Raw genomic sequence first — 26,986 nt, 5'->3', positions numbered from 1 at the left:
AGACAGGATTTCTACCAGATAAAAAAGGGAAATGATATGAGTAAATACGTAACTGGTTTTCAGGAAATCGGCAGGTCTGATATTTTAGGCGTTGGAGGCAAGGGCGCTAATCTTGGCGAACTATCTAAAATTAAAGGGATACAAGTGCCTGAGGGCTTTTGTATAAGCACCGAAGCTTATAAAAAAATAACAGCAAACAATAAGGAACTTAATGTCTTATTGCACGAATTGAGCGCGCATAAAACAGGAGATCTGCATGCAGTTAGTAAAACCAGTGCCAAAATCCGGACACTTATCGAAAATATATCCATTCCAGATGATATAACCAAAGAGATCGAAAGTTATCTTGCCAATTTTAACACGCATGAAGCCTTTGCTGTCCGATCGAGTGCTACCGCCGAAGACCTCCCAACAGCATCTTTTGCAGGTCAGCAAGACACCTATCTGAACGTTATCGGAAAAACAGCTATACTAAAACAGATCAGCAAGTGTTGGGCATCGTTATTTACGGATAGGGCTATAATTTATCGTATTCAAAACAGTTTCGACCATTTAAAAGTTCAGCTGTGTGTAGTGGTGCAGCAAATGGTGTTTCCACAAGGGGCAGGTATTTTATTTACTGCCGATCCGGTTTCGGGAAATCGGAAAATGTTATCCATAGATGCCAGTTTTGGGCTGGGTGAAGCCATGGTTTCGGGCCTGGTAAATACCGATAATTATCAAGTATGTAATGGCAGGATTATCAATAAAAAAATATCAACCAAGAAGCTGGCCGTTTATGCCTTAAAAGATGGAGGTACAAAATCTCAAGCGCTTTCAGCGGAAGAGCAAAATAGGCAAGTGCTAACGGAAGAACAGATTTTACAGCTTGAGCAGTTGGGTAGGAAGATTGAGGCGCACTTCGGCCAACCCCAAGATATAGAATGGTGTTTGGTTGATGGTACGTTTTATATTGTGCAGAGTAGGCCAATTACCACTTTATATCCCATTCCAGAACCAAACGACCCTGAAAATCACGTGTATATTTCTGTAGGTCATCAGCAAATGATGACTGATGCCATGAAACCACTAGGGTTATCATTATGGCAGTTAAGGGCAGCCAGGCCAATGTTTAAGGCCGGAGGAAGATTGTTTGTTGATGTAACGGATAGCCTGGCCACCCCAAATGGTAGGGCGAATTTATTAGATGTGATGGAGCAACATGATCCGCTCATAAAAGATGCATTGATCACCATCACTGAGCGGAGTGATTTCATAAAATCGTTACCAGATGATGGAAACGGACCGGCGCTGGTTAAAAGCACTAAGGGAATGTCGGTTGCAGCTATTTTGGCACAAATAGGAAACGACCTGGCTATCGTTTCTGATCTGATTAAACATAATGAGGCATCAGTAGAGGGACTAAAAAAAAATATCCAAACGAAATCAGGACCGGATTTATTTGAATTTATTCTGGAAGACATTGGGCAATCAAAGAAGATGATATTTGATTCGCAACACATGGGTGTGATCATAGCCGCAATGAATGCTTCATCGTGGATCAATGAAAAGATGGGCGAATGGTTAGGTGAAAAAAATCCGGCAGATACACTATCTCAATCTGCGCCCAACAATATCACTTCAGAAATGGGATTGGCACTATTGGATGTCGCAGATGTGATCCGCCCTTATCCAGCGCTAATTAAATATTTACAAGAGGCAAAGGAGGATAATTTTTTAGATGACCTGATTCAATTTGATGGGGGTAAAGAGACCAGAGACGCAATCAATACATATCTCGAAAAATACGGAATGCGGTGTGCCGGAGAAATTGATATTACGAACACACGGTGGAGCGAAAAACCATCGATACTCATTCCCCTGATCCTTAGCAATATCAAAAACTTTGAGCCTCATGCTGGCAAGCGAAAATTTGAACAGGGGCAACAGGAAGCTTTAAATAAGGAAAATGAATTATTGGGTAGATTGGCGCTATTGCCAGCTGGCGAACAAAAAGTCGGAGAAACCAAACAAATGATTAGCCTGCTCCGGAATTTTGCAGGTTATCGTGAATATCCCAAATACGTAATTGTTAACCGCTTTTTCATTTATAAACAAGCCTTACTGCAAGAAGCCGAACAGCTTTTAAAAGCCAAAGTTATCAGCGCGGGAGAAGATATTTATTATCTCACCTTTCAGGAATTGCGTGAAGCGGTAAGCACCAATAAATTAGATATTCAGATTGTAGATAAACGAAAAGAAGAATTTAAACAGTACGAAAAACTAATTCCACCAAGGGTAATTACATCCGATGGAGAAATTATGAGGGGTAAATACAACCGCGAAAATCTTCCAGCCGAAGCCATTGTAGGTTTAGCGGTTTCTTCAGGGGTGATCGAAGGACGGGCACGCGTAATCCTAAACATGGAAGATGCCGATCTGGAGGATGAAGATATATTGGTTACCACCTTTACCGATCCAAGCTGGACACCTTTATTTGTATCAATAAAAGGCCTGATTACCGAAGTTGGCGGATTAATGACGCATGGCGCCGTAATTGCAAGAGAATATGGCCTGCCAGCGGTTGTTGGCGTAGAAAATGCCACCAAACTGATCAAAGATGGGCAGCGTATTAGGTTGAACGGAACGGATGGATACGTAGAAATTTTATAAATAAGTCCAGAGTCTTAGTACGGAGTCTTGAGTCGATTTATCTTGAGTTGGGCGTTTGGAGTGGATAAACTCGTGATTTGTCCTCCTGAACGCAGTGAAGGATCTTTAAAAAGATGTATGATGGTGTTAGTAGGAGGTCCGGAGTGGATTGTGCAAAAAAGAAAAATCTAACTTTGTGCCCTTTGCGGTTAAACAGATCATACATCCCAAAAATTTGTATCACGATTAATACCGTTCTTTTCCTAAAACAGTCTTATTTTTATCGCAAGATTAACTAACATGATGAATAAATATTGGCTTACCGTAACGGCTTGTACTTTGGCCATTACGGTAAATGCTCAGCAGAAAGCTTTAACCGTTAAGGATTACGAAAGAGCGGAAAGTTTTATGGGCTACAACACCGCAAAGTACATCGATCATGCCAGTGTGCAACCTAACTGGTTGGAAGGTGATAAATTTTGGTACACCACTAAAACGAATGGCACTGAACAGACTTTTTTGGTAGATCCGGTAAAGAAAACAAAAACTTTAAGTACCGATTATAAAGGCAGTGCAACGCCATCACGTGGGGCTGGCCGCAATGAAGTTCTTTCTCCCGATGGGAAAAAAGCCATTTTAATTAAAGATTATAACCTCTTTGTTAAAGATGTAGCAACAGGGAAATTAACACAGTTAACCACTGATGGCATTAAAGATTATGGTTATGCTACCGATAATGCGGGATGGAAACATAGCGATGCGCCAATTTTGCGTTGGTCGCCTGATTCGAAAAAGATAGCTACTTTTCAACAAGACCAAAGAAATTCAAAAGATATGTACCTGGTAACCACCAACGTGGGAGCCCCAGAGTTAAAAGCCTGGAAATATCCTTTACCAGGTGATAAACAGATTGCAACGATTAGAAGAGTAGTTATTGATGTAGAAAATGCGAAGATGGTTTCGCTAAACATCCCTGCAGATCAACATCGTGCGACCTTAAGCGATGATATTTCGAGTAGCGGTACTTTTGATGATATTGATTGGAAAGCTGATGGCACTGAAGTGGCATTTCTGTCTACCTCTCGTAATCATAAAAATGAAAAATTCCGCATTGCCAATACCACAACAGGTGCCGTTCGCGAAGTTTTCGAAGAAACCGTAAAAACACAGTACGAATCTGGTCAGGGAGCCATCAACTGGCGCTACCTTCCAACGTCTAAAGAAATTATCTGGTATTCGGAAAGAGATAACTGGGGTCATTTGTATCTATACAATGCTACCAGTGGAAAATTGAAAAATCAGATTACCAAAGGAGATTTCGTGGTTACCCGTTTAATTAAAGTTGACGAAAAAACACGCACACTTTACTTTATGGCCAATGGCCGCGAAAAAGGCAACCCTTATTTTAGCCATTTATACAAGATCGGCTTCGACGGGAAAAACCTGGCATTGCTAACCCCTGAAGAAGGTAACCATCAGGTGGTATTTTCTCCGTCGTTCGAATATTTTGTAGATACTTATTCGCAACCTGATGTACCAGCGGTTACAGTTTTAAGAAGTATCAATGGAAAATTGATCAATACTTTAGAGAAAACAGATGTATCTAGGTTAACTGCTACAGGTTGGAAAGCACCAACACCGGTTGCTGTTAAAGCCAAAGATGGTAAAACCGATATCTACGGACTGGTTTTTACACCAAGCAAAATGGATGCAGGGAAGAAATATTCGGTTATTGATTATATTTATCCAGGCCCGCAGGGGGGTAGTGTAGGCAGTTGGTCTTTTGCTGCCTCGCGTGGCGATAATCAGGCTTTGGCCGAACTGGGCTTTATTGTGGTGGTAATAGAGGGAACCAGTAACCCTGACCGCTCTAAAAGTTTCCATGATATGAGCTATGGCAATATGGCCGAGAATACCTTGCCTGATCAGATTGCAGCCATCAGACAGCTTTCTGCAAAATACCCTATTGATACCACAAAAGTTGGTATCTGGGGGCACTCGGGTGGAGGTTTTGCCACTGCTGCGGCCATGTTCCGTTATCCGGATTTCTTTAAAGTAGGGATTTCAGAATCAGGTAATCACGACAACAGAAACTACGAGGACGATTGGGGCGAACGTTACAATGGTTTGGTAGAAAACTCAGATTACGAAGCACAGGCCAACCAGAACTACGCTAAAAACCTAAAAGGAAAACTGATGTTGGTACATGGTATGATGGATGATAATGTACCACCTTATAATACGCTATTGGTCGTTGAGGCCTTGGAAAAAGCAAACAAATCTTTCGATCTGGTTATTTTCCCCAATAGTGCACATGGTTATGGTGATTACTCGCCTTATATGACACGTCGCCGTTGGGATTACTTTGTACAGCATCTTTTAGGAGCAGAACCGCCTAAAGATTATCAAATGAAAGCCAATACAAAATAACTTTAAGAGCAACCTAATGAGTTGCTCTTTTTTATTTATATTACCCTATCGATAAAACAAAGCGCTTTCTTTCAAGTTTTTGTTAATTGAGGAATCATATCATGGGAAAAACCAGCGGTCAGAATAATATTATCATCACCGGTGCTACAGGCATGGTTGGCGAGGGCGTATTGATGCAATGCTTAAACAGTCCTGAAATAGATGGTATTTTAGTCATCAATCGCAAACCTTGTGCTTATACCCATCCAAAACTAAAAGAGATTATCCACTCCGATTTTTTTAATTTTTCGCAGATTGAAAATCAACTTTCGGGTTATAATGCCTGTTTCTTTTGTTTAGGTATTACCTCAGTAGGAGTTGATAGCGATACTTATTACAAAATGACCTATACCCTAACCATGCATGTTGCCGAAACATTAAGCAAGCTGAACGATCGTATGACTTTTTGTTATGTTTCCGGAGGTGGTACCAATGCGAACGGACGGTTGAAATGGGCGCAGGTAAAGGGCAAAACAGAGAATGAATTAATGAAATTGCCTTTCGCACAAGTGTTTAATTTTCGCCCGGGTTTTATTAAGCCACTACCAGGACAAAAATATGCCCATAAATTTTATAAATATATCAATTGGTTATTTCCTATTGGAAGGGGGATTTATCCAAGTGGATTCTGTACCATGGGAGAGCTGGCCAATGCCATGATTAATACTTTAAGCCATAAAGGCGAGCGGATGATTTTAGAAGGGAAAGCCATTATTGCCTTATCAAAAGAATAAGCCCAGGTACTGCAATGAGTTCCTGAGCTTATTAATCCTCAGCTGATTAAGGACTAGTTTAGGTTTGATTGTTTATTTTAAATGTTTAATATAAGGCTGCAACAGCATTTTTATCTTTTGTAGATAATACAGTAGCACCCGATCCGCATTGGCCACCATTCATAAGTGATAAAGCATCTGTTCCTGTAACACCAGGAACATTTGTAGCAGTAGATTCGCCCTGAGCTGACCAATTTGTATGACGCAAGGAAATATTATGACCAAATTCATGGCATATTGTTCTTGCACGTTGCGCAAACGAATTGCCTGCAATATAGTTTTTATTGATTCTAACCAAAGCACCTGCACTTCCGCCAGATGGGAATTGTCCTGAGCCACAAACACCATTTCCTAAATTTTCATCTTTGATCAGGATGTCATAAGGAGCTGTAGTTACGGTGCTGAATCGCAAAGTAGAATTTGGAACCGCGTTCCATTGAGCAATTGCACTGTTGATCTCGCTGCTCATAGAAGTCATAGATGCATCTACAAAAATCCTGATGTTCAGTTTTTTCGTAGCGTTTACAATGCTTCCGGTATAATATTGCTCTGTTTTTGCTCCAGCGCCATTAGCTGGGATTTCCATGTTTTTTGGAAATGAAATATCTTCTTCTACAAGATATTCATTCCCATTATCAACAATGCTTGATGCAGGGAAACCAAGATCTTTAATATACTGTAAAACCTTGTCGGCGTTTTTTACAGTTTCCTGTGGTTCTGTTGTTGATGATTCCTGGTTTTTTTTACAGGCTGCAAATACTACTGCAACCATCGCAATAATAGCGATCTGTTTTAGATTTGTTTTCATGAAGTTTAAGTTAGTTTAATCCTTAATAGCTGATAAACAAATGTAACAGAACATGTTACATTTGTTTTCGGTCTTGTCATTATTTTACACGAAAACTTAATTAGTACATATTGTAATGATTTAAAGGTGTATTTGTATTCAAAAATTTACATCAACAGTCTGTTTTATAAGTTTATTTCGGCCAGATTGATTTGTAAATCGAAAATAAGGAGTAAGAAGCACTTCTAACAGATCGAAAAAAAGCATACTAACAGTTAATTCTTCTTACCTTGCCAAATTATGGCCAAAAAGGCCCAAATTTTATAGTATGCAAAATGAGAGTATAGCCTTACAGGCGAAGGTATTTTTATACCACTTAAACAATGCCAACAACGAAAATGGTTTTCGGGCTAAAGAATCATGGAAGTTTAGCCAGGTAAGCGAGCAGGGGAAGGCCGAAATAGAACACGATTACTTCCCTACGGTTTCTTTTCGGGTAGATCCAAAAAAGATACATGATTTTGCAGCCAGCGTATTATCGCAGCTTAAAGGGCAACCTAAAGTTAATGTGCCAGATCTTAATGTTAGTATCCAAACCGGGTCAGAATATTTTATCGCCTTTTCTCCTGATAGGGTAATTAGATAAGATTCGCATTGTGCGTAATCATATTTAAGGCATTTTTTTAAAGATCTCTATCTTTTAATCGCGGCAAATTTAGCAGGAAAAAATATTTTTGAATTGATTTTTACACTGCCATAGGGTTGTCACTGTGCTGTATTTTCTTTGTGTAACTAAAACAAAAAAGATATGGTACAGGAACAATTATTCGCAGAAACAATGGAAGAAACTTCCCTTGTGTATTTAATGAAAAATTATGCAAACTATAATTTCTGGGCAAATTTAACCTTGGTAAATTGGTTAAAAAAACATCCAGAGCAATTATTGGAGCAGGAAGTATTATCGAGTTTTAAAAGTGTAAAGTTAACGTTCGTCCATATTTTACAATCACAGGAGTATTGGTATTCAATTCTTACTAAAACCGAATTTGAATCTCGCGAATATGGAAGTTTGACTGATATTTTTGATTCTCTGCTGAAACAGTCAGAAAACTTAGCCGTTTATATTACTGCAATCAGTGAAGATAGATTTAATCAAAAAACGGAGATTCAAAGTCCTTGGTTTACTTCCGACTTTCAGAATTTTGAATATATGTTACATGTTTTCAACCATAGTACCTACCACCGTGGCCAGATCGTTACCATCTGTCATAATTTAGGAATAACAGGTGCTCCAATGACGGATTATAATTTCTATAATGTAACCGCGAAATAAAATAGCATTCGTTTACGAATGGCTTTGTCGGAAAATCTAATTCAATGGAGATCTTCCGACAAGCTCATTGGCATGTTAAGCTGCCGCTTCAATTATTTTTTATTATCGTACTTTCTTTGGTTATCCTTATTGGAAGTTTGATCTGACCGCTGGCCACCGCCATTGGTTATTCCCTGGATTTTTTTATCTGTTTTAACATCGTGGTTAGCCCGATCAGCTACTGAACTGCCTTGAACCGTTGGATTGTTTTTTGGTGTGATCGTATTTTTCATAACTCAAAATTTAGTGAATAAATTGCAGAGCGCTATGATAACAACCAATGTATAACGGGATATGTTTTGATTTTTTTTAGTCTTACGTCATTGCGAGGAAGAATGACAGCCTGCCCCGATATTTTCGGGGAAGCAATCTTAACACGGTGGCAATAACGCTATTTAAGATTGCTTCGTCGGCTGAATAAGCCTTCTCGCAATGACGATGTGGCTAGGAACCAATGACCAGTGAACCAAAGAACAAACTAGTACAACAAAAATATAGTAGGCTGTTTATGAAGATCTATTTCTTCTTTGCGCCAATTGTAAACACTTTGAGTTTTAATAAATTCGTCTTCTGCTGTGAGATTGCTGGCTACACAAACCTGTGTATTGGGTTTGCAGCTTTTCAGCACTTCTTCAAAAAGCTGGTTGTTGCGGAAAGGTGTTTCTATGAATATCTGTGTTTGTTTGTAACGGCTAGCAGATAAATCTAAATCTTTAATCCGTTTGGTCCGCTGTTCCTTATCGATCGGTAAATAGCCCCAAAATGCGAAACTCTGTCCATTAAAACCCGATGCCATTAATGCCAACAAAATCGAGCTTGGCCCAACCAATGGCACCACTTTAATGCCGCGTTTATGTGCTTCGGCAACAATTTCAGCGCCAGGATCGGCAATGCCCGGACAACCGGCTTCGCTCATTAAGCCTACATCTTTTCCGGCGGCAAGCTCAACAAAAAACTGACCTAAATCTGTTCGGTTATGTTTGCCATAATCGTGCACAATTAAATCTTTTTGTGGTGTTGTTAAACCAGCCTCTTTTAAAAACCGACGGGCTGTTTTACTATTTTCTACAATGTAGGTATCAATCTGGTTAATGGTATCAACCAAATAAGGGGTAAAAGTTTTGTGTGCTACCTCTTCAGCCAATGGTACGGGAATAAGGTATAAAGTGCCTTTTTGCATGCTACAAAAATACTTACAATAAATAGAATTTAAGTTCTAAAGTTTAGGGTACTGGCAATATAATCTCTTTTGTAAGCAAAGGTGTAGCAAATTTTATTTCTAACTGACTTATTTTCTGCACAATTAAACTTGGCTTAAAACGTTAAATATTAGTTAAATATGCCTTATAGGGCAATATTTGAAGGAAAACATGAAAACTATGCTTGCATATTAAACCTTCCATATTTTTGGTTCTCTAATTGATACACACACATTAGGTTATTAAAATAAAACACACAAATGAAAACACTGAAATCTACGGCACTTGTGCTGGGGCTCTTTGCGCTCCTTGCCGGAACCACAACCCTAGTCAGGGCACAAGACTATCAAAACGATTACCAGGACGATGGTTACAGTACTGGCAATGTTTCCTTACAGACTTTTTACGATGAACTTTCGCCATATGGCACCTGGATACAAGATCCTCAGTATGGATATGTTTGGCGCCCGGATGTAGATCAAAGCGAATTTCGTCCATATTATACAAACGGACGTTGGGCCATGACCGAATACGGTAATACCTGGGTTTCTAATTACGATTGGGGTTGGGCACCTTTCCACTATGGCCGTTGGGTAATTAACGGTTACAGACAATGGATCTGGTTACCTGATACCAACTGGGGACCAGCTTGGGTAGATTGGAGAAGTGGCGATGGTTATTACGGATGGGCTCCGATGGCGCCAAGTATCAATATTAATTTGAGCTTTGGCCGTCGTTACTCGGTACCAGAATTCTGCTGGAATTTTATCCCGCAACGCAATATCTATATCAATGTGTTCCCAAGATATGATTACGGACGGAACAATGTATATATCCGCAATACCACCATCATCAATAATACTTATGTATATAACAGAAGAAATTATTACGGTGGCCCAAGAATCGAAGATATCAGACGTGCAACCAATAGAGATGTAACGGTTTATAGATATGCACAAGGTTCTAGGCCAGGAGCAAGCAGGATTAACAGCAGAGAGGTATCTATTTACAGGCCAAGGCCAGAGCGTAACGCCGATAACCGTAGTGCCGCACCTAGAAAATTTGAACAAGGGAATGCTGGCATTAGCAGAGGTGGAAGGAATGAAGGGTATACAAACCGCGATCAAAGAGGTGGAAATACCAATAATAACGATAACCGTTTTGGATCAAGAAACGATAACCGTACGGGGCAACCTGATAGAGGCAATGGTACTGTAGGTAGAGATAACAACAGTAACCAACCTAATAACAGGGGCGAAGTTTACAACAGAGATGCGAATGGTCGTACCAGCCGTGGCAATACCAATGGTGTTGATGGAAGAAACACGCAAGAGAATGTAAACCGTGGTCAGGATCAGCAACGTTTGGAGCAGATGAGGCAACAACGTACCCAACAAGATCGTATGAGCCAGGATCAGCAACGTACCCAACGTGATGTTCAGACACCGCAACGTGGCCAGGCAGACCAACAGCAACGTTCTGCTCAAATGGAGCAACAAAGAGCGCAGCGCAACGAGCAATTTCAGCAACAACGTACGCAGCAGACGCAGCAACAACAGCTAGAGAGAACACAACGTGATGCTCAGGTACAGCAACAACGTAATGAGCAGATGCAACAGCAGCGCACACAACAAGCCCAGGCTCAACAGCAAGAAAGAGCACAACGCGATGCTCAGGCACAGCAGCAACGTACACAACAAGCGCAACAACAACAGCAGGAACGTGCGCAACGTGATGCCCAGGCTCAACAACAAAGAACACAACAACAGCAGCAGCAACAACAGCAAAGGCAAGAACAAAGAAGAACAGAAACACCACCACCACAACAGCAACAAAGAGGTGGTGAAAGAAGTGGCTCTGAAGGAGGAAGACCATCAAGAGGTGGCAGAGGATAGATTGAAAAGTCCCGATGAAAATCGGGACTTTTTTATTTTAAAAGCTTATAACCTTAATAGTAAGAAGGTAGAAGTTTGTTAATGTTTTAGATTTGAAAATGAACGTTCAGTAATACTTCTGAAACAGCAGTCCCGTTATCCGCTTTAGCTCGATGTAAAATCGGGAGGAGGCTGCCGCTACTACCGGGTTTATAAACCAGGGCTTGTGCAGTCTACGTGATAATTAATAAATATATTCCTTTTAAATTTATAGGCACCCAGCATATTAATATTAGTACTGCTTGGTCTACCTAGACCTGATCCGATAGCTATCGGATGGAGTGAACACGCAATCCCAGTTTTTCAGCTGGGATAAGTAAAACGGAAAGCAGGGAGAAACTCTAATAGTAGCAGGCAACTGCTCTCCTAATAATTTTTTAGAATCTTTAATCTGAAAATGAACACTCAGTATTGCTTCGGAAACAGCAGCCCCGTTATCCGCTTTAGCTCCGATGAAACCTGTGCAACAAGCAAGTATGCTAAAAACAATAAATACAGATGCTTAAATCGGAGGCTGCCGCTGCTACCGGGTTTAGACACAAAGGGTTGTGCAGGTAAGTGCCCGGTCAAAAATAGCACTACCTAACGAGCCACCCAGACCCGATCCGATAGCTATCGGATGGAGTGAACACGAAGCCACAGGCAAAGTAAAATGAAAGCGGGAGGAAACTGAAATAGTTGCAGAAAACTGCTCTCCAAAAAATTTAATGGTTATTGTTTTTTATCATGAAAATAAGCATCAGGTATTGCAATACTTAATCCAAACTGTATTTTACCCTTCGACTACGCTCAGGGTGACAATCCAAGAAAAGATTAGTTTACTGCCCTGCCGGTGCACGGTATAGCTCGCTCATTAACTGTTCTTCGTTCGGTTTGGTAAAATAGATGGTATTGTCTAGATCGATGAAAAAAATATGCTTCATGTAAATGGAATGATTTATGTTGTAATAAAAACCAAAACAACAAGTGCCAATTAATGTTTAATTATTAAATAATAAAGTTATGACAAAGGAAACAAAAATTATAGTAGGCGTATTAGCTGGAGCAGCACTTGGTGCAACAATCGCATTAGCATTATCTTCAGATTCTAGCAGCGATTTAAAAGGTAAAGTATCAGACTTTTTTGCTGATCTATTAGATGCTTCAAAAGATAAATTAGCAGGTTTAGCAGATAAAGCTACAGGGGTTGCAGATAAGGTGAAAGATAAAATAGCAGAAATAAACGCTTAAAGAATTGGAAGTGCCGGAAATATCCGGCATTTTTATTCTATATATAACCACCATTTAGATGAACATTGCTTTTCATGGTGCTGCCCGGACCGTTACGGGGAGCAAGCACCTTATTACCTTAAAAAACGGCACTCAGATTTTATTAGATTGTGGCTTATTCCAGGGGATGGGCCGTGTTACCGATAAATTAAATGATTACTTTGGTTTCGATGCCAAAAAGGTTACTTATCTCGTTTTATCACATGCGCACATAGATCATTGCGGCTTATTGCCCAAATTGGTTGCAGAGGGCTTTGAAGGTAAGATTTTCTGTACCTCGGCAACGATGGACCTTGCGCGTATTTTAATGATGGATTCTGCCAAGATCCAGATGCAGGATGCGGAGTTTTCTAACCGCCATTTGCGCGAAGGCGAGGAAATGGAAGAACCACTTTATACAGACCAAGACGTTACAAAAACGCTTACCCTAATGAACATTGTGGAGTATGAACAAGATTTCGAAATTGAAGCAGGCATTCGATTAAGGTTTACTGATGCAGGGCACATTTTGGGCAGTGCTGCAGTTCACCTCACCATTACTGAAGATGGAAAACCCACACGGATTACCTTTTCTGGTGATGTTGGCCGTTATGGCGATCTGCTTTTAAAAAGTCCGCAGCAGTTTGATCAGGCCGATTATATCTTATTGGAATCAACCTACGGCGATTCGCTGCATAAAGATCTCGATCCGATCGAAAACATGCTTTTAGAGATCATTAACAATACTTGTAAAGTAAAAAAGGGTAAAGTAATTATTCCTGCTTTTGCCGTTGGTCGTACTCAGGAGTTGCTTTATGCCTTAAATGGACTTGAGTTAAAAGGTAAATTGCCTGATGTGCTGTACTATGTAGATAGTCCTTTATCATCAAAGGCGACTGAAATTCTTAAAAACCACCCTGAAGTATACAATAATGGAGTTAAAGAAACTTTAAAGGTAGATCATGATATATTTGGTTTTAAAGGTCTTCGCTTTATCGAAAGTGTAGAAGAATCAAAAGCTTTAAACGCCGATCCAAGACCATGTGTTATTATTTCGTCATCGGGTATGGCAGAGGCTGGTCGCGTAAAACACCACATCAGGAACAATATCAGTAACCAGAAAAACACCATTTTAATGGTTGGTTACTGCGAACCTAAATCTTTGGGCGGTAGATTAATTGCCGGGCAAAAATTTGTAGAGATTTTCCGCGACGAATATGAGGTTAAATCCGAAGTACGATCGATAAAATCAATGAGCGCCCATGGCGATTATGAAGATTTATTGCAGTTTTTATCCGGTCAAGACCCAGCGAAAGTAAAACAGCTGTTTTTGGTGCATGGAGAGTATGAAGTGCAGCAACATTTCGCCAGCAAATTGAAAAATGCAGGTTTCAAGAATGTAGCTATACCAGAATACCATCAGGTATTTGAGATTGAATAATTATTATGTTGGTCCGGATTACAAATCCGGACCTTTATAAGATCGTCATTGCGAGAAGGCTTTTTTAGCCGACGAAGCAATCTTACAACGATCGCTATTAGCTTGTGCTTTAAGATTGCTTCGTTGCCTCGCAATGACGACTTTTCTTATGGAATCCATTAATAAAAAGTATGTTCATCAGTTACAGATGCGTCGTGCCTTCGCATGACATCACACATCTCACCTCATCCATCTTCCATTTTTCCTATCTTTGTCCACATGGATGTTTTTGGTAAAGCGTTAACAGATATTTACACGACAGGTGAGGCTGATACCCTTTGGTTGCACAATTCGTATGGCGAGCCAGAAGAAATGCCTTTAGAATTCTTCTTTCGTGATGATGAAGATATGCCTGTTCTAGAACTTCAGGCGTTACACATGTGCAGTGGAAAGGTATTGGATATTGGTGCTGGTGTAGGCAGTCATGCTTTACTTTTACAGGCTTTTAATATCGATGTAACTGCTATTGATATTTCGGAAGCAGCGGTAAATATTATGAAAGAGCGTGGTGTGAAAAAAGCATTCATACAAGATATTTTTACCTATCAAGAGAAATTCGATACCATTATCATGCTAATGAACGGTATCGGTTTAACAGGAACATTGCCCGGTTTTAAGGATTTCCTGATTAAATTAAAAACGCTCGTCAACCCACACGGACAAGTGATTTTCGATTCTTCTGATATTGCTTATTTATACGAAGATATGCCGAAACCTCAAAACCAATATTATGGTGAGGTATCTTATCAATACGAATATAAAGGTGAGAAAGGAAATTGGTTTAATTGGATTTATATAGATGAAGAAACCATTAAACAGATTGCAAAAGAAACGGGATGGGATACTGAATTGATTTTTGATGATGGCGAAGATCAGTATTTGGTCAAACTAACCCCAAACCTTGGATATTATAAGTAAGCGTACGGTATTCATTCCTCCACAAAACTAAAAACGAGGCTACTCCATCAGTTTTTGATTGAAACCAATAATTAATTTAAACAGATCCTGGTATTCGGTAAGCGGTAAAGTTTCTGGTTTATCGAACACATCGTGATAGGCAGAGGGACCGCCTTGTGTATAGATGAAGAATGCAGGAACATCTTTTTCGGTAAAGAAATAATGATCACTGTTGGCTGCTTTGCCCCTCGAATTTATTTTGGAGATATATTGGTTTTCATTGTTGATGGTGTTGAGCAAGGCAAATGCTTTAGGATAAACAGATGCATTAACGACGGTCATGCCAGCTTCTCCTGTGCCAATTAAATCCAGGTTGATCAGAAATTTTATTTTGCTTAAGGGAACCAAAGGGTTTTCTACAAAATATCTTGATCCTAATAATCCGGCTTCTTCGCCGGCAAAACAGATAAAACCGATAGAGTATGGCTGCGGATTGGAGGCATAATATTTGGCGAGGCTCAATAAAGTGGCCACGCCAGCAGCATTATCGTTTGCGCCAGGGAAATAGGTATCTGCCCCCATTCCACCCAAATGATCGTAATGTGCAGTAATGATTAAAAGGGAATCAGGAAATTTAGTGCCCTTAACTAAACCGCAAACATTAGCTGCCTCAAAGTTTGGAATGAATTTGTTTTCAATATCAACATTGATTTCTTTCGGTATTGCGGTAAAGTTCTTTTTATTGAGCTGAATAGTGGTTACATCTCCAACTTCGGTAGCTACAGACCAGGTTAATTTATCTTTTAGTAAAACTTGTAGTGATGACGAAGCTCGATAATTAAGGCTATCAATGGGGGTTAAATTTGCTGCCTGTTTAATACCCGGACTCTCATTGTTCAGAATGAAATCTTTACCAGGAATGAGTTTTTGGCCATTAATAGCTACCATCATTTTTCCTGGGAAAGTATTTACAGAGAAATTAAAAGTCTGTTTATATGCTGTACCCATCGGTAACAAACCAATTTTTTGATAGGCCGTTGCGAGGTAATCTGCAGATTTTTTCATTCCATCCTTGGTATAACCTCTGCCCCAAAATTCTTTTGAGGTAAGGGCATTAATTATATTTCTGGTATAAGTAGAATCCTGGGCGAAACTGTTAACAGCTAAAAATAAAAAGATGATGAAGCCAAATTTTTTCATCCCGAAATTTAGTAAAATAAAATAGTTGTTGGTCGTGATTTGTAATCCCGATCTTTGAATTAAGGATTTTTAATCTTTTAGGTGGATTACAAATCTCAACTAATGTCGTGCGTGGTTTACAAACAAGAACTACAGACCTAAATTAAATAAACCTGATAAAGCGGAAAGCCCGGAGCGAGGTACGAGTGAGGACTTGAAGCGATAGCAGGACTTTAGGCAACCGAAGCGCACCACCCTTCGATTTTCACAATAATATTGACCACCTGAGCCAATTTAGTACAACTAAATGATGGGTATAGTTTAGTAAAAAAAATGGTTAACGATTAACAGACTATTGCCATTAACCATCAACCATTCACTATAAAACAATTGTTCTTACTTTACCAAATAAGGCTGTAAAGCAGTTTTAATTTTTTCTTTGTTTTGCGAGGCTGTCCATTTTTCTTTTATAGATTGATCGCCCAGGTTAAAAAGTGTTTCGTAAAGCAATTTGCCATTCGCCATAGTTTGTACTTTAAAGGTGCTTTGCGAGCCAATAATGTCAGCCCAAACACCTCGTACATCTGCCCAATAAGTTTGCTGGCTGGCCCACCATTTTTGCGCATATCCAAAAGTTTTAGAATCTATTTTCGTAAATTCCTCATAACCTTTCTCAACAGCTAAAAGTTTATCGCCATTGGCAGAACGTACTATTTTTTTGTTATCCTGCTCAAACATCCAGCCATTTTTAGTGATGGTAATCCTGCTGCCGCGGTTTAATACATTGTAATCTTTACGCACAGTAGATTCTCTTCTTGGTAATGGAGAATCAGTTTCGCTTGACCAAGAATCATGACCGCCAACATGGCTCCATGTACCATAGCCCTGGTAACGTGGGCTATCATCAACCTGATAAATTTTTTGCGTCCATTTTCCTTTTACATCAGCTGGAGTTAAATTGCCTTTTTTCCATGCGTTACCTTCGGTATAAAGCATAATGTTGGTATCTTCATAAGTCCAGTCCTGGCGCCAGTGTTTAATAACTGTGGTATCGTTAATCGCCAGCATATGTTGAATTACAATTCTTTTAGGTTCATCAACAATAATCTCGGCCCATTCGTTGCCATGGCTTTCGTAAGGCTTACTGAATTTGTAGTTTGGATCTGGAGCAGTAACTTCACCGTAGTTGAAATTAACTTCATAAAAACCAGCTAAAGATTTTATTGCTTTTCTATCCTTCTCTAGTTTTTCTTCTGGAGCGTCTATTTTTGTTTGTGCATCAGCATTAGGGGTAATCAAACCGGTTAATACTAAAATTAGGTTTAAAAATTTCATTTTATGATTAATTAGGGTGCGCTTAGTTTTCCGCCACTGCGGTATTTTTTTTCTTTTTTCCTTTTCCCCACCAGATAATAAATCCGGTTATGGGTAAGCTTGCTGCAATTAAACTGGCAAAAAAGGCCATTATTTTTCCGGTTAATCCTAAAATGGCCCCTACGTGGATATCGTAGTTCATGCCAATTATAGTTTCCCCGCCGTTTTTTTCTGATTGGTTTGTTCTATGTAATAACTTGCCCGAGTACTGATCGAATTGAAGTACATCGTAATTCCAATAGGTTTCCTCGTCTGGGTACCCTGTGGCATTAATCGTTGCTGTACCGCCTGCTGCTGGTGACATGCCGATGCGATCTTTGTTTTTAAAGACCTTTTTGGCCTGATCAAAAGCGATGTCGAAAGGAATAGCTTTAATGGTTTTTGTTGAATCTGATTTTACTTCTACCACTTTTGGCGGCGTAGTATTGCCTGATGCCACTACATACACGGCTCCCTGAAACCATTGGAATGCCCAAACCAAGCCGGTTAAAGCCAACATTAAGCAGATTAACATAACATAAAAACCGAGCACATTGTGCATGTCGTAATTAATGCGTTTAAATTTGGCTTTCCATTTTACTTTAAAACTCTTATCGAAGTTCGATTTTTTGAGATTTTTAGGCCACCACATCACCATGCCCGAAATGAGCAGGAATACAAAAATGAAAGTAGACCAACCGATAATCTGCTGACCAATTGGATGATTGATTAGTAAACTCCAGTGGATCATTTTAACTACAGCAAAAAACTCGTACTTATGGTCGGCCACCAGGGTTACTTTTCCTGTATATGGGTTTACCAATACCAGGTCATAATATTCGACAGAATCGAAATACCAGAAGGCTTTAGGATCTCCAGCTTTATAAGTGCCAAACTCCCAGGACTTTTCTGGGGCCTTATAAGTAGAAATAAAGCTGATTTTCTTTTTATTTCCCAATGCTTTTTCTGCATTGGCTTGTAGTAAACTTAAGGGTAAGGTTTTAGGATTTGATGGGACATCAACAAAATATGCCTTGCGGTGAATCAGCTCAGTAATTTCTTTTTGAAAAACATACATGCATCCGGTAATACCTAACATCAATACGATCAGACCTGATGCGATGCCCAGCCACAGGTGCAGCCAGTCGCTGATCCGTCGTAGGCGCGATTTTTTGTTTTTTGATTTAGTTGATGTTTTTGTTAGTGCCATTAGCAAGCTGTATGAATAAAAGAACCAATTGACCTTTTATGACCAATTGGCTTTAAATTTTTATAAAAATTTACGATTATTTAACTTCAGTAGTATAAGTTACTAAATGCCAAACTTTATCGTAATCTTTTCCATTCAATTTTCCAGGTGTTTTATCTTCTGTAAAAGCTTCCAGAAAATAATTTCCTTTTTGTTCTGGTTTGAAAGTGAATTTACCGTCTGCATCGGTTTCTGTTGGCTGTGCTTTTCGCTCAGCATTTACGACGGTTAATTTTTGTTTTGCAAAAGGAGCTTTGTTGTAGATTACCTGATGAACCGAGGTTTCGCCTACTTTTAAAGCATGTTTATCCGGTCTGATGGTTAATGCTGCAGTTGCAGGGAAAGCCGTGTTTATTTTTGAATTTCCTACAGCCACATCTGCAAAAGCATAATATTCAATTTTAGCTTTTTCATAAATATCAGCAACTTCATGTACTACAGAAAGTTTATAAGTACCTTCCTGATCTGGAGAGAAGCTTGCTTTAAAGAAACGTACATCAGGAGCTGTGGTTAAAACCTTAGTTGTTCCGTTTGGAGCAGTTAAAACCAGGCTGAATTCTTTTAAGTTGCTAAACCATTTTGCGGCAGAATCTGGTTCGTTACTTTCATATTCTCCGAAAAAAACTTTCACTTCCTGTACTTGTCCTTTTTTGCCTGTTGAGGCTGTTTCTATCCATAAAGCATGTGCAAATGCACTCGAAATGCTAAAGGCTAGAAAGAAAAATAGTAATGAGATTTTAGTTTTCATGTTTTCTGGGTTGGGGGTTAAATCAGGAGCAACTGATCTGATCCAGTTGCTCCTGATGGATTTAATTAAAATTTATAAGTAATACTTCCAGTGAAGGTTCTCAGGTCCTGAGGGTTCATGGTGCTGTAACCTGTCCAGTATTTTTGATTGGTAAAGTTGTCTACTTTTGCCCCGATCCTGAATCTTGAATGGTCGTAAAATACCGAGGCATTGAAAACCTCATAAGCAGGTAATATAAATACCCCCTGGCTAACACTATTTACAATTTTATTGTCGCTGGCATAATTACCACCAGCGCCTAATCCAAAACCTTTAAGCGAGCCAGCATTGAATTTATAACTGATCCATAAATTTGCTGAGTAGGGTGCTGCTGAATAAGCATCTCTTCTACCTTCTACATCTGGCGATGCATTTTCTAAATGGTTATCGTTATAAGCGAAACCTGCAATAATATTTAAACCGTCGACAGGATTTGCAATAACTTCAGCTTCGATACCCTTGCTAATTTTATTACCATCCTGAATTTGTGCATTAGGATTACTAGCATCTTGATTATAGCCCCTAACGATATCTTTAACTTTAATATAATAGTAAGATACAGACCCTGTTAATTTGCCATTAAAGATGTTCGTTTTAACACCGCCTTCCATTTGGTTTGCCTGTTCGGCTTTAAAAGTATCACCTTTATAATCTATACCATTAACGTTGTTAAAGCCATTCTGGTAATTAGCAAATAGTGATAACTGATCTTTAATCGGCTGAAATACTAAGCCGAATTTTGGAGAAAAAACAGTTTGTTTGTAAGCACCTCTTGGAGCCGAACCTGCACGATCAGAATTACCTTTGTTGTCGAACCTGTCTACTCTTAAAGCTGCTAAGGCGATTAGCCTGTCTGTTAAGTTAATTACATCAGAAACATAAGCACTGTATGTATTGGTTTTGAAGTTATAAGGATATTTAGGAACACTGGGAAGTGCTGCATAAAATGCCGCTAAATTAGTCTCTGTAAAATCATTGTAGTTTGCACCGGTTCCGTTTTTATTGGTTACATCGAAAGTATCGATTGAATAAAACAGTTGATCAGAGTTTTGGCGTAAATAATCCAGGCCTAAAACCATTCTGTTTTTTACCGAACCTAAGTTAAAAGTGCCGTTAAAATTTTGTTGTACCTCGTAAGTAAATATCTTACTGTTATCAGTTGATTGATCTGCTCTTGATAAAACTTCAGCACCAGGTGCGGCAGCAGGATTAAAGTAGCTGTTTGGTACAAGGAACAAGTATGTGCCGCGGCCATTAGAGAAACTATAATTGCTTGAAAAGCTGGTGTGCGAAGACCAATTATCATTAAACTTATAATTAGCCTGCCCGAAGAAGTTTGAGCTGTTGTATTTCTGCTTCATGGCATCACCGGTAAAAGATTTGTCATAAGCTATTCCCGCTTGATCTGCCCTATCAAAACCCAGTTGTGCAACTGGGAAATAGAAAAAGACGAAGGGTTTTAGGGTATTTTTACCATTAGAAATTTCGGCATCAAAAACAAAGTCTAATTTATCGTTTACTTTATACGACAAGCTGGGCGCAATGAAGAAACCTTTGTCATAAACATTCTCCTGAAAAGAACCTTTGTAATTGTAAGAAGTATTTAACCGGGCATAAATGTGGTTATCTTTATTAACAGGGAAATTGAAATCGGTACTAACCCTGTTAAAATCGTAGCTACCTGTCGAAAAGCTTACTGCGCCTCCAGTTCCTTCAAAAGGTTTTTTAGTGATGCGGTTAATTAAACCACCATATGAGGTTAATGTACTACCGAATAAAGTAGCCGATGGACCTTTTATAAACTCTACATTTTCTAAGTTAGCGGCATCGTTACGGCCAGTTACATTACCCGCAATTCCGTTTCTCAGTTTCGCTTGTACAATAAAACCTCTCGATGCATAATAAGCACCACCATCACCACCACGCGAAGTCGATTCCCACATTTTTTGAATACCTGTGGCATTACGAGCAGCATCATCAACCGAAAACACAAGCTGATCGGCCATTATTTCTTTCGTAATCGTAGTATATACCTGTGGGTTTTCTAAGTTGTTAAGTGGTATTTTCGAAATAAATTCACTTTTCTTAGCGATATACTTATTTACCCCTTGGTTAATATTTACTTCATTAAGTTGATTTGAATTTTGGTTGATTACAAAATCAACAATTTTGTTTTCACCAGCGGTAATTACCACTGGTCTTTCTATGTTTTGGATGCCAACAGCCGATACCCTTAAGATATAAGATCCTGGTTTCACTCTTTGGATTTCGAAAATACCCTTTTCGTTGGTTACATTTCCGAGGCCTTTTCCTTTTAAACCGACCGAAATATAAGCAGCTGGTTTACCGTCAGAGGTAATAACGGTACCGCTTATGGTCGAAAGCTGTTGGGCAAATGAAAGTAGGCTGGTAAAAGTTAAAAGAAATGTTATACTGAAAAGTCTGATTTTAAGCATGATAATATTTATTTGGATTAATTCTAAACAGACGCAAAATAACGGTAGAAAATCGTATTATCCAAATTATTTTGAATTATTCTAAATAGGGGGATTTGATGCCTGTAGATCTGCACTTTATTCTCTCATGGCATGGAGAAAAGTAAAAAACTTAAACGTTTTAGTTGTTGTTTTATCAGATTTTATTTACAACTAAAATCATCGGTGGTTTTTTCTGAATAATTCAGCTATTGGTAAGAAATATGAGGTTATTTAGTGAAATAGACCGTTTTGTAGAGCTATTGGCACGTTATTAATTATAAATATCAGTTTTTGTGAAACTAAATGTTGTATTCAGGCCGGTTTTAGGTTAAAATATGGTTCCTATTGATTAAAAAAAAATTAAAATCTAAGTAAAAATAGTGATACTTTTAGTTGTAATCAAACCAAACCAACTAACTAATCATCAATGGAAAAAACTTCTACAAGACATTGCTATGTGAAATTTTTAACGGCAACATTATTTTATCTACTCATCCCTTGGCTGGCCTTCGCCCAAAAAACCATTAAGGGAACAGTTGTAGATCAAACCAACAAACCCATACCGGGGGTTTCAATTATCGAAAAAGGTACCAAGAATGGTACCGCTACTAATGCTGATGGAAAGTTCACCTTAACGGTTCAAAAAGACGGTGCAATTATCATAGCCAGGATCGTAGGTTATCGTTCACTGGAAAAACCATTACCCGCAAGCGGTACCATAAACTTTTCTTTGGAAGAAGATAATAATACGCTGAATGAAGTGGTTACTATCGGTTATCAAAAAATTACCAGAAAGAAAACCACAGCTGCGATTTCCAGTATTTCAGGTAAAGAACTGGCTAACTTACCTGCGGCAAGTTTTGATCAGTTGTTGCAAGGTCGTTTATCTGGTGTAAATGTTCAGAACTTTACTGGTCAGCCAGGCGTGGCGCCTACAGTATCTGTAAGGGGTAACTCTACAGGTAGCACAGGTTATGATCAGTTTAATGTAATCAGATCACCGCTTTATGTGGTAGATGGTGTTCCACAATCATCTGACGATCTTGTTCCGCCAGGTACCGGTACAGGAACCAACTATATGGCTGGCCTTAATCCGAATGATATTGAATCTATTGACGTATTAAAAGATGCTTCAGCAGCAGCCATTTATGGTTCGAGAGCTGCCAATGGTGTAATTTTAATTACAACAAAAAAAGGTACTGGCGGTGATACAAGAGTAAGTTTTAACACTTATTATGGTATGGTGCAACGCCCTAACTTAAGGCAGGCTACCATTGGTACTACAGAACGTAGACAAAAAATGGAGGTACTTCAAAGACAGCTTAATTACGATCAACGTGTTCAACTGCCATACATACTTACAGATAGTTTAAATCCAGCTTTTAATGGCAATACCGATTGGCAGGATTTATTTTATCAGACTGGTAAAATCAACGATAATAACCTGAGTATAAGCGGTGGTACCGATAATGGAACAACTTATCGCTTTAGTGGAGGTTATTATGATGAAGATGGTATTGTAAAAGGAACAGGCTTTAAACGTTATACAACACGCTTAAACCTTACCTCGAGAGCAATGAATAAAAAATTAATGATCAACCCTATATTTTCTTATTCAAGTGCCAGCAGAGGTAGGGGTAATGAAGATCCAAATGATCCATCTAAGCCTACTAAAGTCGGTTCTGGGAATTTACCTTCCTCGCTCTTTAATATATCTCCAGAAAAATTGGATTATTTCGTAAGTAAAGATGGTGAAAATTTAAACAGAAATGTGTCGAACCAATTTTTAGCTACCCTCAACCTGGCTTATGAATTTAATAAACACTTTACGTTAAATTCCCAAACTTCCTATACTAATGACAATACCCGTAGGGATGTAAGTATGAGCAATTTGCTAAACAACGGTTTTGGCAACAGCTCTTCAAGTTTCTCTTCAAGTGCAATTGGCTTGAGAACATCGAATTATCTGGCTTTTAATGGTTCCATTAAAAAACATTCTATTAGTGCGGTAGCGGGTCAGGATATAGAATATAGTTTGTTTCAATCTACCCAGGCATCGGGCTTTGGAGGAGCATCAGATAACATCCAAACGGTTACTGGTTTTAAGCAGCAAAATATTTATGCCTATACAAATTACATAGCACATGGATTAATAGCTTATTACGGCCGTTTTAATTATGATTATGATGGCAAGTACCTTTTATCCGGAACAATCCGTACAGATGGTTCATCTGGTTTTGGTGAAAACAACAAATATGGTGTTTTCCCCTCAATATCTGCAGGCTGGATATTATCTGAAGAAAACTTTATGAAAAACTTATCCAATAACCCTTTTACACTAATTAAAATAAGAGGAAGTTATGGTGTTACAGGAAATGAAGATAAAAGAAATGCTTATGTGCAGTATAATACTTATAGTGTTAACAATGGCTCATTTGGTGGGAATACTGGCGCAACTTCATATAATGGTGTAACGGCAATTACACCAAACTTTAGAAATGGTGTGGCCCAAAAGGATTTAAGCTGGGAAAAATCTACACAATGGAATATTGGTACTGATATGGAAATTGATAATGGTAGATATGCCATTTCATTCGATGTCTATAATAAAGAAGTAAAACAAAAACTTTTCAATGTTGATTTGCCGGTTACTTCAGGTTATGACAATGCTTATACCAATGCTTTTGCAGTACGTAATGCTGGTATGGAGTTGACTTTAACTGCCAATCCGATCCGCAAGGAATTTAAATGGAATAGCTCTTTTAATATCTCCTACAATAAAAATCAGATCATGAGTTTACCAAATGGTGGCCGCGACATTATTTTAAGTGGAGATCGATTTGATAAAACCCATGTGCTTTCTGTAGGGAGTCCGATCAATGCTTTCTATTTATACCGTACAAAAGGTGTATTTTCTACATCAGCAGATATTCCTCAGAATCCTTACACCGGAGAAAGATATAGAAACAGTAATGGAACATTTAATCCAGGTGATTTTTACCTGGCCGATCTGGATGGAGATTATTTCGTGGATATTTTTAATGATGGGATTAATCCAGATAAAGCGCCAATTGGCGATCCCAACCCACGTTTTACAGGTGGTTGGACAAATAATTTTTCTTATAAAAACTTTAGCTTAAGTATTTTTGTCAACTTCACTTTGAAACGTGATGTGCTAAATCTATTTGATTCAGATCGTTTTGCAAATTCTCAGGATGCTAATGCAGTATACAATTTTGCCAGTGTTTCTTCACCGGATTTAGATCGATTGAACATTTGGAGAAATCCTGGTGACCAGGCTGAATACGCAAAATTCGATTTAGGTACTTATCGTTATTATTACACAAGCGCACAAACCTTCTTCCTGGAAAAAGGTGGCTATGCAAGGATCAGAAGTATCAATCTTGGTTATGATTTTAGTCCTAAAATTGTAAGAAAATTGGGTTTAAGTCAGCTGAAATTATACGCAATTGCTGATAACGTATATATGTTCCAGCAATCAAAAAAATTACCAGATGCAGAAGCTGTAAATGGATATGGGGAGTATAATGGAACCGGGTATCCTATTCCAAGAAAATATACGCTAGGTGTACAAGTTCAATTTTAATATCGTCAATAAATGAAAAATATAATCACAAAAATCGGTGTACTTATCGCAATGGCTACAGCGGTTACCGTAAGTTCCTGTAAAAAATTATTATATGAGGAACCAAAGGACGCACCTTATGAGCAAACATTTTGGCAATCATCAAGGGACGTGAGAAGTGCGATCGCTGGTAATTATGCTATGATGCGTAGTGCCATTACCAGTAAAAACAATCGTTATTTTATGTATGGTGATGCTATCGCCAAAAATTATTTTACCATACAGTATACAGGCGATGGTTTAGAAGGAATTCAAGGTGGAGATTTTACTTTTCAATACAATATCAATACGCTGGCCAATTATACCTTATATTATAAAAGTATTGCCATGTCTAATCTGATTTTGAAGAAAGTTAATGGCATGAGCGATGCGCAATTGTCTGCTGAAGACGATCCTGCTCAATTCCGGAATTCAGTGATTGGTCAGGCATATTTCCTCCGTGCATTAAGTTACTTTATGATGGTAAGGGTATGGGGCGATGTACCGTTGGTTACAGAGTCTTACGAAGATCCAATCAATGCGCCACAATTGCCAAGAAGTTCGAGGTCAGAAATTATGAAATTGATTGAAAATGATTGCCACAAAGCCATTAATTTATTAAGCTGGAATTACGCCAATACCGGAGATGCAAAGGTTACTGCAAACAAAGGCTCGGTATATGCCCTTTTGGCGCATTTGTATCTTTGGAGAGCAACAATGTCGGATGTTTCAGTTGATGCACCTAATTTGACTGATGTGAATAATGCTGATACGACCATAAATACATTAATTAGCAAAGGAGGTTATGCTTTAACAGATACGGCTAATTATAAAAATACTTTTATTGGTCGTTCTTCTGAAGGAATATTTGAAATTAATATCAGCGAGAATACATTGGAAGGTTCTAGTAGTTCTATAGGTTCGTATTTTTTAAATGAGAATTATATTAGAGGTTATGGAAACAATCCACGTTTTTATACCACGCCTTTGTATCTTAATAATCATTTCGAAACAACCACCGATATACGTTATAAAAAGGGCTTTGATCTCACTAATCCGGAAAAGCCGATGAGTGTAAAATACAGTAATGTAACGTATAGAAATCCTGGTCAGAAATTAGACCCTTATCTGAGTAATAACATTATCATTTTCAGATTGGGTGATATGAAACTACTTAAAGCAGAGATTGCACTTTACAAAAAGGATGCAGCAACAGCTATTGGTATTATCAATGATTTCAGAAAAAGAAATGACCCAAATCCAGTATTAATTCCGGCTGGAAGCTCTGTGGATCAGGTAATGGATGAATATGCTTATGAGCGTGGTAAAGAAATGTACCTGGAAGGACATTTGTTCTATGATTTGCTTAGGACTAGAAGATACGGCCTTATTGTTGATTGGCTTACAGAAAGCAGGTTTAGAAGAGAAGGTTTTTATTGGCCTTTAGATCCTGCATTGTTTAGAAACAATACGTTATTGAAACAAACACCATATTGGCTGGGTAAAGTATAAGTTGTTTTTATTAG

Annotated in this window: 19 protein-coding genes; 11 read left to right on the top strand and 8 right to left on the bottom strand. The window is 38.6% G+C overall.

Annotation, left to right across the window (positions count from 1 at the left end; genetic code table 11):
• Window positions 1–36 precede the first annotated feature (36 nt).
• The 3 genes from ppsA to EZ456_RS09695 all read left to right on the top strand — a co-directional run bounded on the left by ppsA (window position 37) and on the right by EZ456_RS09695 (window position 5,834).
• A complete protein-coding gene (ppsA, locus tag EZ456_RS09705) occupies window positions 37–2,652 on the top strand; it encodes a phosphoenolpyruvate synthase (RefSeq protein ID WP_131529609.1) in 2,616 nt (871 codons plus the stop codon).
• Between the two features lie 279 nt (window positions 2,653–2,931).
• Entirely contained in the window at window positions 2,932–5,061 is a 2,130-nt protein-coding gene (locus EZ456_RS09700; RefSeq protein ID WP_225876510.1) for a S9 family peptidase, read from the top strand.
• A gap of 101 nt (window positions 5,062–5,162) precedes the next feature.
• Entirely contained in the window at window positions 5,163–5,834 is a 672-nt protein-coding gene (locus EZ456_RS09695; protein WP_131529607.1) for an NAD-dependent epimerase/dehydratase family protein, read from the top strand.
• A gap of 85 nt (window positions 5,835–5,919) precedes the next feature.
• Here the strand turns inward: EZ456_RS09695 and EZ456_RS09690 are convergent, their stop codons facing one another.
• The gene (locus EZ456_RS09690; RefSeq protein WP_131529605.1) at window positions 5,920–6,681 is read right to left on the bottom strand and encodes a M57 family metalloprotease; all 762 of its coding nucleotides are present in this window, start codon (window positions 6,679–6,681) and stop codon (window positions 5,920–5,922) included.
• Window positions 6,682–6,988: 307 nt separating this feature from the next.
• Between EZ456_RS09690 and EZ456_RS09685 the strand changes: the two genes are divergently transcribed.
• Window positions 6,989–7,306 (top strand): hypothetical protein, encoded by a 318-nt coding sequence (locus EZ456_RS09685; RefSeq protein WP_131529603.1) that lies wholly within the window; start codon window positions 6,989–6,991, stop codon window positions 7,304–7,306.
• A 162-nt stretch (window positions 7,307–7,468) separates the two neighbouring features.
• The gene (locus tag EZ456_RS09680; RefSeq protein WP_131529601.1) at window positions 7,469–7,993 is read left to right on the top strand and encodes a DinB family protein; all 525 of its coding nucleotides are present in this window, start codon (window positions 7,469–7,471) and stop codon (window positions 7,991–7,993) included.
• Between the two features lie 92 nt (window positions 7,994–8,085).
• On the opposite strand, the gene EZ456_RS09675 is transcribed toward EZ456_RS09680, so the two are convergent.
• Window positions 8,086–8,265 carry a hypothetical protein gene (locus EZ456_RS09675; RefSeq protein ID WP_131529598.1) on the bottom strand — a complete coding sequence of 60 codons (180 nt, stop codon included), beginning with the start codon at window positions 8,263–8,265 and terminating at the stop codon, window positions 8,086–8,088.
• 245 nt (window positions 8,266–8,510) lie between these two features.
• On the bottom strand, window positions 8,511–9,212 hold the full coding sequence (locus EZ456_RS09670) for an SAM-dependent methyltransferase (RefSeq protein WP_131529596.1): 702 nt from the start codon (window positions 9,210–9,212) through the stop codon (window positions 8,511–8,513).
• A gap of 279 nt (window positions 9,213–9,491) precedes the next feature.
• Between EZ456_RS09670 and EZ456_RS09665 the strand changes: the two genes are divergently transcribed.
• From EZ456_RS09665 to EZ456_RS09650, 4 genes are all read left to right on the top strand, one after another.
• Entirely contained in the window at window positions 9,492–11,126 is a 1,635-nt protein-coding gene (locus tag EZ456_RS09665; protein WP_131529594.1) for a DUF6600 domain-containing protein, read from the top strand.
• Between the two features lie 1,041 nt (window positions 11,127–12,167).
• Window positions 12,168–12,395: a YtxH domain-containing protein gene (locus EZ456_RS09660; RefSeq protein ID WP_131529592.1), complete on the top strand. Its 228-nt coding sequence runs from the start codon at window positions 12,168–12,170 to the stop codon at window positions 12,393–12,395.
• Window positions 12,396–12,453: 58 nt separating this feature from the next.
• Window positions 12,454–13,854, top strand: coding sequence for an MBL fold metallo-hydrolase RNA specificity domain-containing protein (locus tag EZ456_RS09655; protein WP_131529590.1), 1,401 nt, complete (start codon window positions 12,454–12,456; stop codon window positions 13,852–13,854).
• 258 nt (window positions 13,855–14,112) lie between these two features.
• Window positions 14,113–14,811 carry a class I SAM-dependent methyltransferase gene (locus tag EZ456_RS09650; protein ID WP_131529588.1) on the top strand — a complete coding sequence of 233 codons (699 nt, stop codon included), beginning with the start codon at window positions 14,113–14,115 and terminating at the stop codon, window positions 14,809–14,811.
• A 39-nt stretch (window positions 14,812–14,850) separates the two neighbouring features.
• Here EZ456_RS09650 and EZ456_RS09645 read toward each other — a convergent pair whose 3' ends face one another.
• The 5 genes from EZ456_RS09645 to EZ456_RS09625 form a co-directional block, all read right to left on the bottom strand.
• Window positions 14,851–15,990 carry a M28 family metallopeptidase gene (locus EZ456_RS09645; protein ID WP_131529586.1) on the bottom strand — a complete coding sequence of 380 codons (1,140 nt, stop codon included), beginning with the start codon at window positions 15,988–15,990 and terminating at the stop codon, window positions 14,851–14,853.
• 375 nt (window positions 15,991–16,365) lie between these two features.
• Window positions 16,366–17,304 carry a DUF6607 family protein gene (locus EZ456_RS09640; protein ID WP_131529584.1) on the bottom strand — a complete coding sequence of 313 codons (939 nt, stop codon included), beginning with the start codon at window positions 17,302–17,304 and terminating at the stop codon, window positions 16,366–16,368.
• A 22-nt stretch (window positions 17,305–17,326) separates the two neighbouring features.
• Complete coding sequence (locus EZ456_RS09635; protein ID WP_131529582.1) at window positions 17,327–18,532, bottom strand: PepSY-associated TM helix domain-containing protein; 1,206 nt, start codon at window positions 18,530–18,532, stop codon at window positions 17,327–17,329.
• Window positions 18,533–18,608: 76 nt separating this feature from the next.
• Window positions 18,609–19,319, bottom strand: coding sequence for a DUF4198 domain-containing protein (locus EZ456_RS09630; protein ID WP_131529580.1), 711 nt, complete (start codon window positions 19,317–19,319; stop codon window positions 18,609–18,611).
• A gap of 65 nt (window positions 19,320–19,384) precedes the next feature.
• Window positions 19,385–21,814 carry a TonB-dependent receptor gene (locus EZ456_RS09625; RefSeq protein WP_131529578.1) on the bottom strand — a complete coding sequence of 810 codons (2,430 nt, stop codon included), beginning with the start codon at window positions 21,812–21,814 and terminating at the stop codon, window positions 19,385–19,387.
• Between the two features lie 448 nt (window positions 21,815–22,262).
• Between EZ456_RS09625 and EZ456_RS09620 the strand changes: the two genes are divergently transcribed.
• Window positions 22,263–25,442 (top strand): SusC/RagA family TonB-linked outer membrane protein, encoded by a 3,180-nt coding sequence (locus EZ456_RS09620; RefSeq protein WP_131529576.1) that lies wholly within the window; start codon window positions 22,263–22,265, stop codon window positions 25,440–25,442.
• Between the two features lie 12 nt (window positions 25,443–25,454).
• Window positions 25,455–26,972, top strand: coding sequence for a RagB/SusD family nutrient uptake outer membrane protein (locus tag EZ456_RS09615; protein ID WP_131529566.1), 1,518 nt, complete (start codon window positions 25,455–25,457; stop codon window positions 26,970–26,972).
• The last annotated feature ends 14 nt before the right edge of the window (window positions 26,973–26,986 follow it).

Origin of the sequence: Pedobacter psychrodurus (assembly GCF_004331735.1) — a bacterium.
Classification (GTDB): domain Bacteria; phylum Bacteroidota; class Bacteroidia; order Sphingobacteriales; family Sphingobacteriaceae; genus Pedobacter; species Pedobacter psychrodurus.
The sequence above is the reverse complement of the archived record's forward strand: the minus strand, read 5'-3'. Positions and strand labels throughout refer to the sequence as shown.

Bases quoted from the DNA above. Each gene is read 5' to 3' on its own strand.
- ppsA (WP_131529609.1), top strand. From the start codon at position 37: ATGAGTAAATACGTAACTGGTTTTCAGGAAATCGGCAGGTCTGATATT.
- EZ456_RS09700 (WP_225876510.1), top strand. From the start codon at position 2,932: ATGATGAATAAATATTGGCTTACCGTAACGGCTTGTACTTTGGCCATT.
- EZ456_RS09695 (WP_131529607.1), top strand. From the start codon at position 5,163: ATGGGAAAAACCAGCGGTCAGAATAATATTATCATCACCGGTGCTACA.
- EZ456_RS09690 (WP_131529605.1), bottom strand. From the start codon at position 6,681: ATGAAAACAAATCTAAAACAGATCGCTATTATTGCGATGGTTGCAGTA.
- EZ456_RS09685 (WP_131529603.1), top strand. From the start codon at position 6,989: ATGCAAAATGAGAGTATAGCCTTACAGGCGAAGGTATTTTTATACCAC.
- EZ456_RS09680 (WP_131529601.1), top strand. From the start codon at position 7,469: ATGGTACAGGAACAATTATTCGCAGAAACAATGGAAGAAACTTCCCTT.
- EZ456_RS09675 (WP_131529598.1), bottom strand. From the start codon at position 8,265: ATGAAAAATACGATCACACCAAAAAACAATCCAACGGTTCAAGGCAGT.
- EZ456_RS09670 (WP_131529596.1), bottom strand. From the start codon at position 9,212: ATGCAAAAAGGCACTTTATACCTTATTCCCGTACCATTGGCTGAAGAG.
- EZ456_RS09665 (WP_131529594.1), top strand. From the start codon at position 9,492: ATGAAAACACTGAAATCTACGGCACTTGTGCTGGGGCTCTTTGCGCTC.
- EZ456_RS09660 (WP_131529592.1), top strand. From the start codon at position 12,168: ATGACAAAGGAAACAAAAATTATAGTAGGCGTATTAGCTGGAGCAGCA.
- EZ456_RS09655 (WP_131529590.1), top strand. From the start codon at position 12,454: ATGAACATTGCTTTTCATGGTGCTGCCCGGACCGTTACGGGGAGCAAG.
- EZ456_RS09650 (WP_131529588.1), top strand. From the start codon at position 14,113: ATGGATGTTTTTGGTAAAGCGTTAACAGATATTTACACGACAGGTGAG.
- EZ456_RS09645 (WP_131529586.1), bottom strand. From the start codon at position 15,990: ATGAAAAAATTTGGCTTCATCATCTTTTTATTTTTAGCTGTTAACAGT.
- EZ456_RS09640 (WP_131529584.1), bottom strand. From the start codon at position 17,304: ATGAAATTTTTAAACCTAATTTTAGTATTAACCGGTTTGATTACCCCT.
- EZ456_RS09635 (WP_131529582.1), bottom strand. From the start codon at position 18,532: ATGGCACTAACAAAAACATCAACTAAATCAAAAAACAAAAAATCGCGC.
- EZ456_RS09630 (WP_131529580.1), bottom strand. From the start codon at position 19,319: ATGAAAACTAAAATCTCATTACTATTTTTCTTTCTAGCCTTTAGCATT.
- EZ456_RS09625 (WP_131529578.1), bottom strand. From the start codon at position 21,814: ATGCTTAAAATCAGACTTTTCAGTATAACATTTCTTTTAACTTTTACC.
- EZ456_RS09620 (WP_131529576.1), top strand. From the start codon at position 22,263: ATGGAAAAAACTTCTACAAGACATTGCTATGTGAAATTTTTAACGGCA.
- EZ456_RS09615 (WP_131529566.1), top strand. From the start codon at position 25,455: ATGAAAAATATAATCACAAAAATCGGTGTACTTATCGCAATGGCTACA.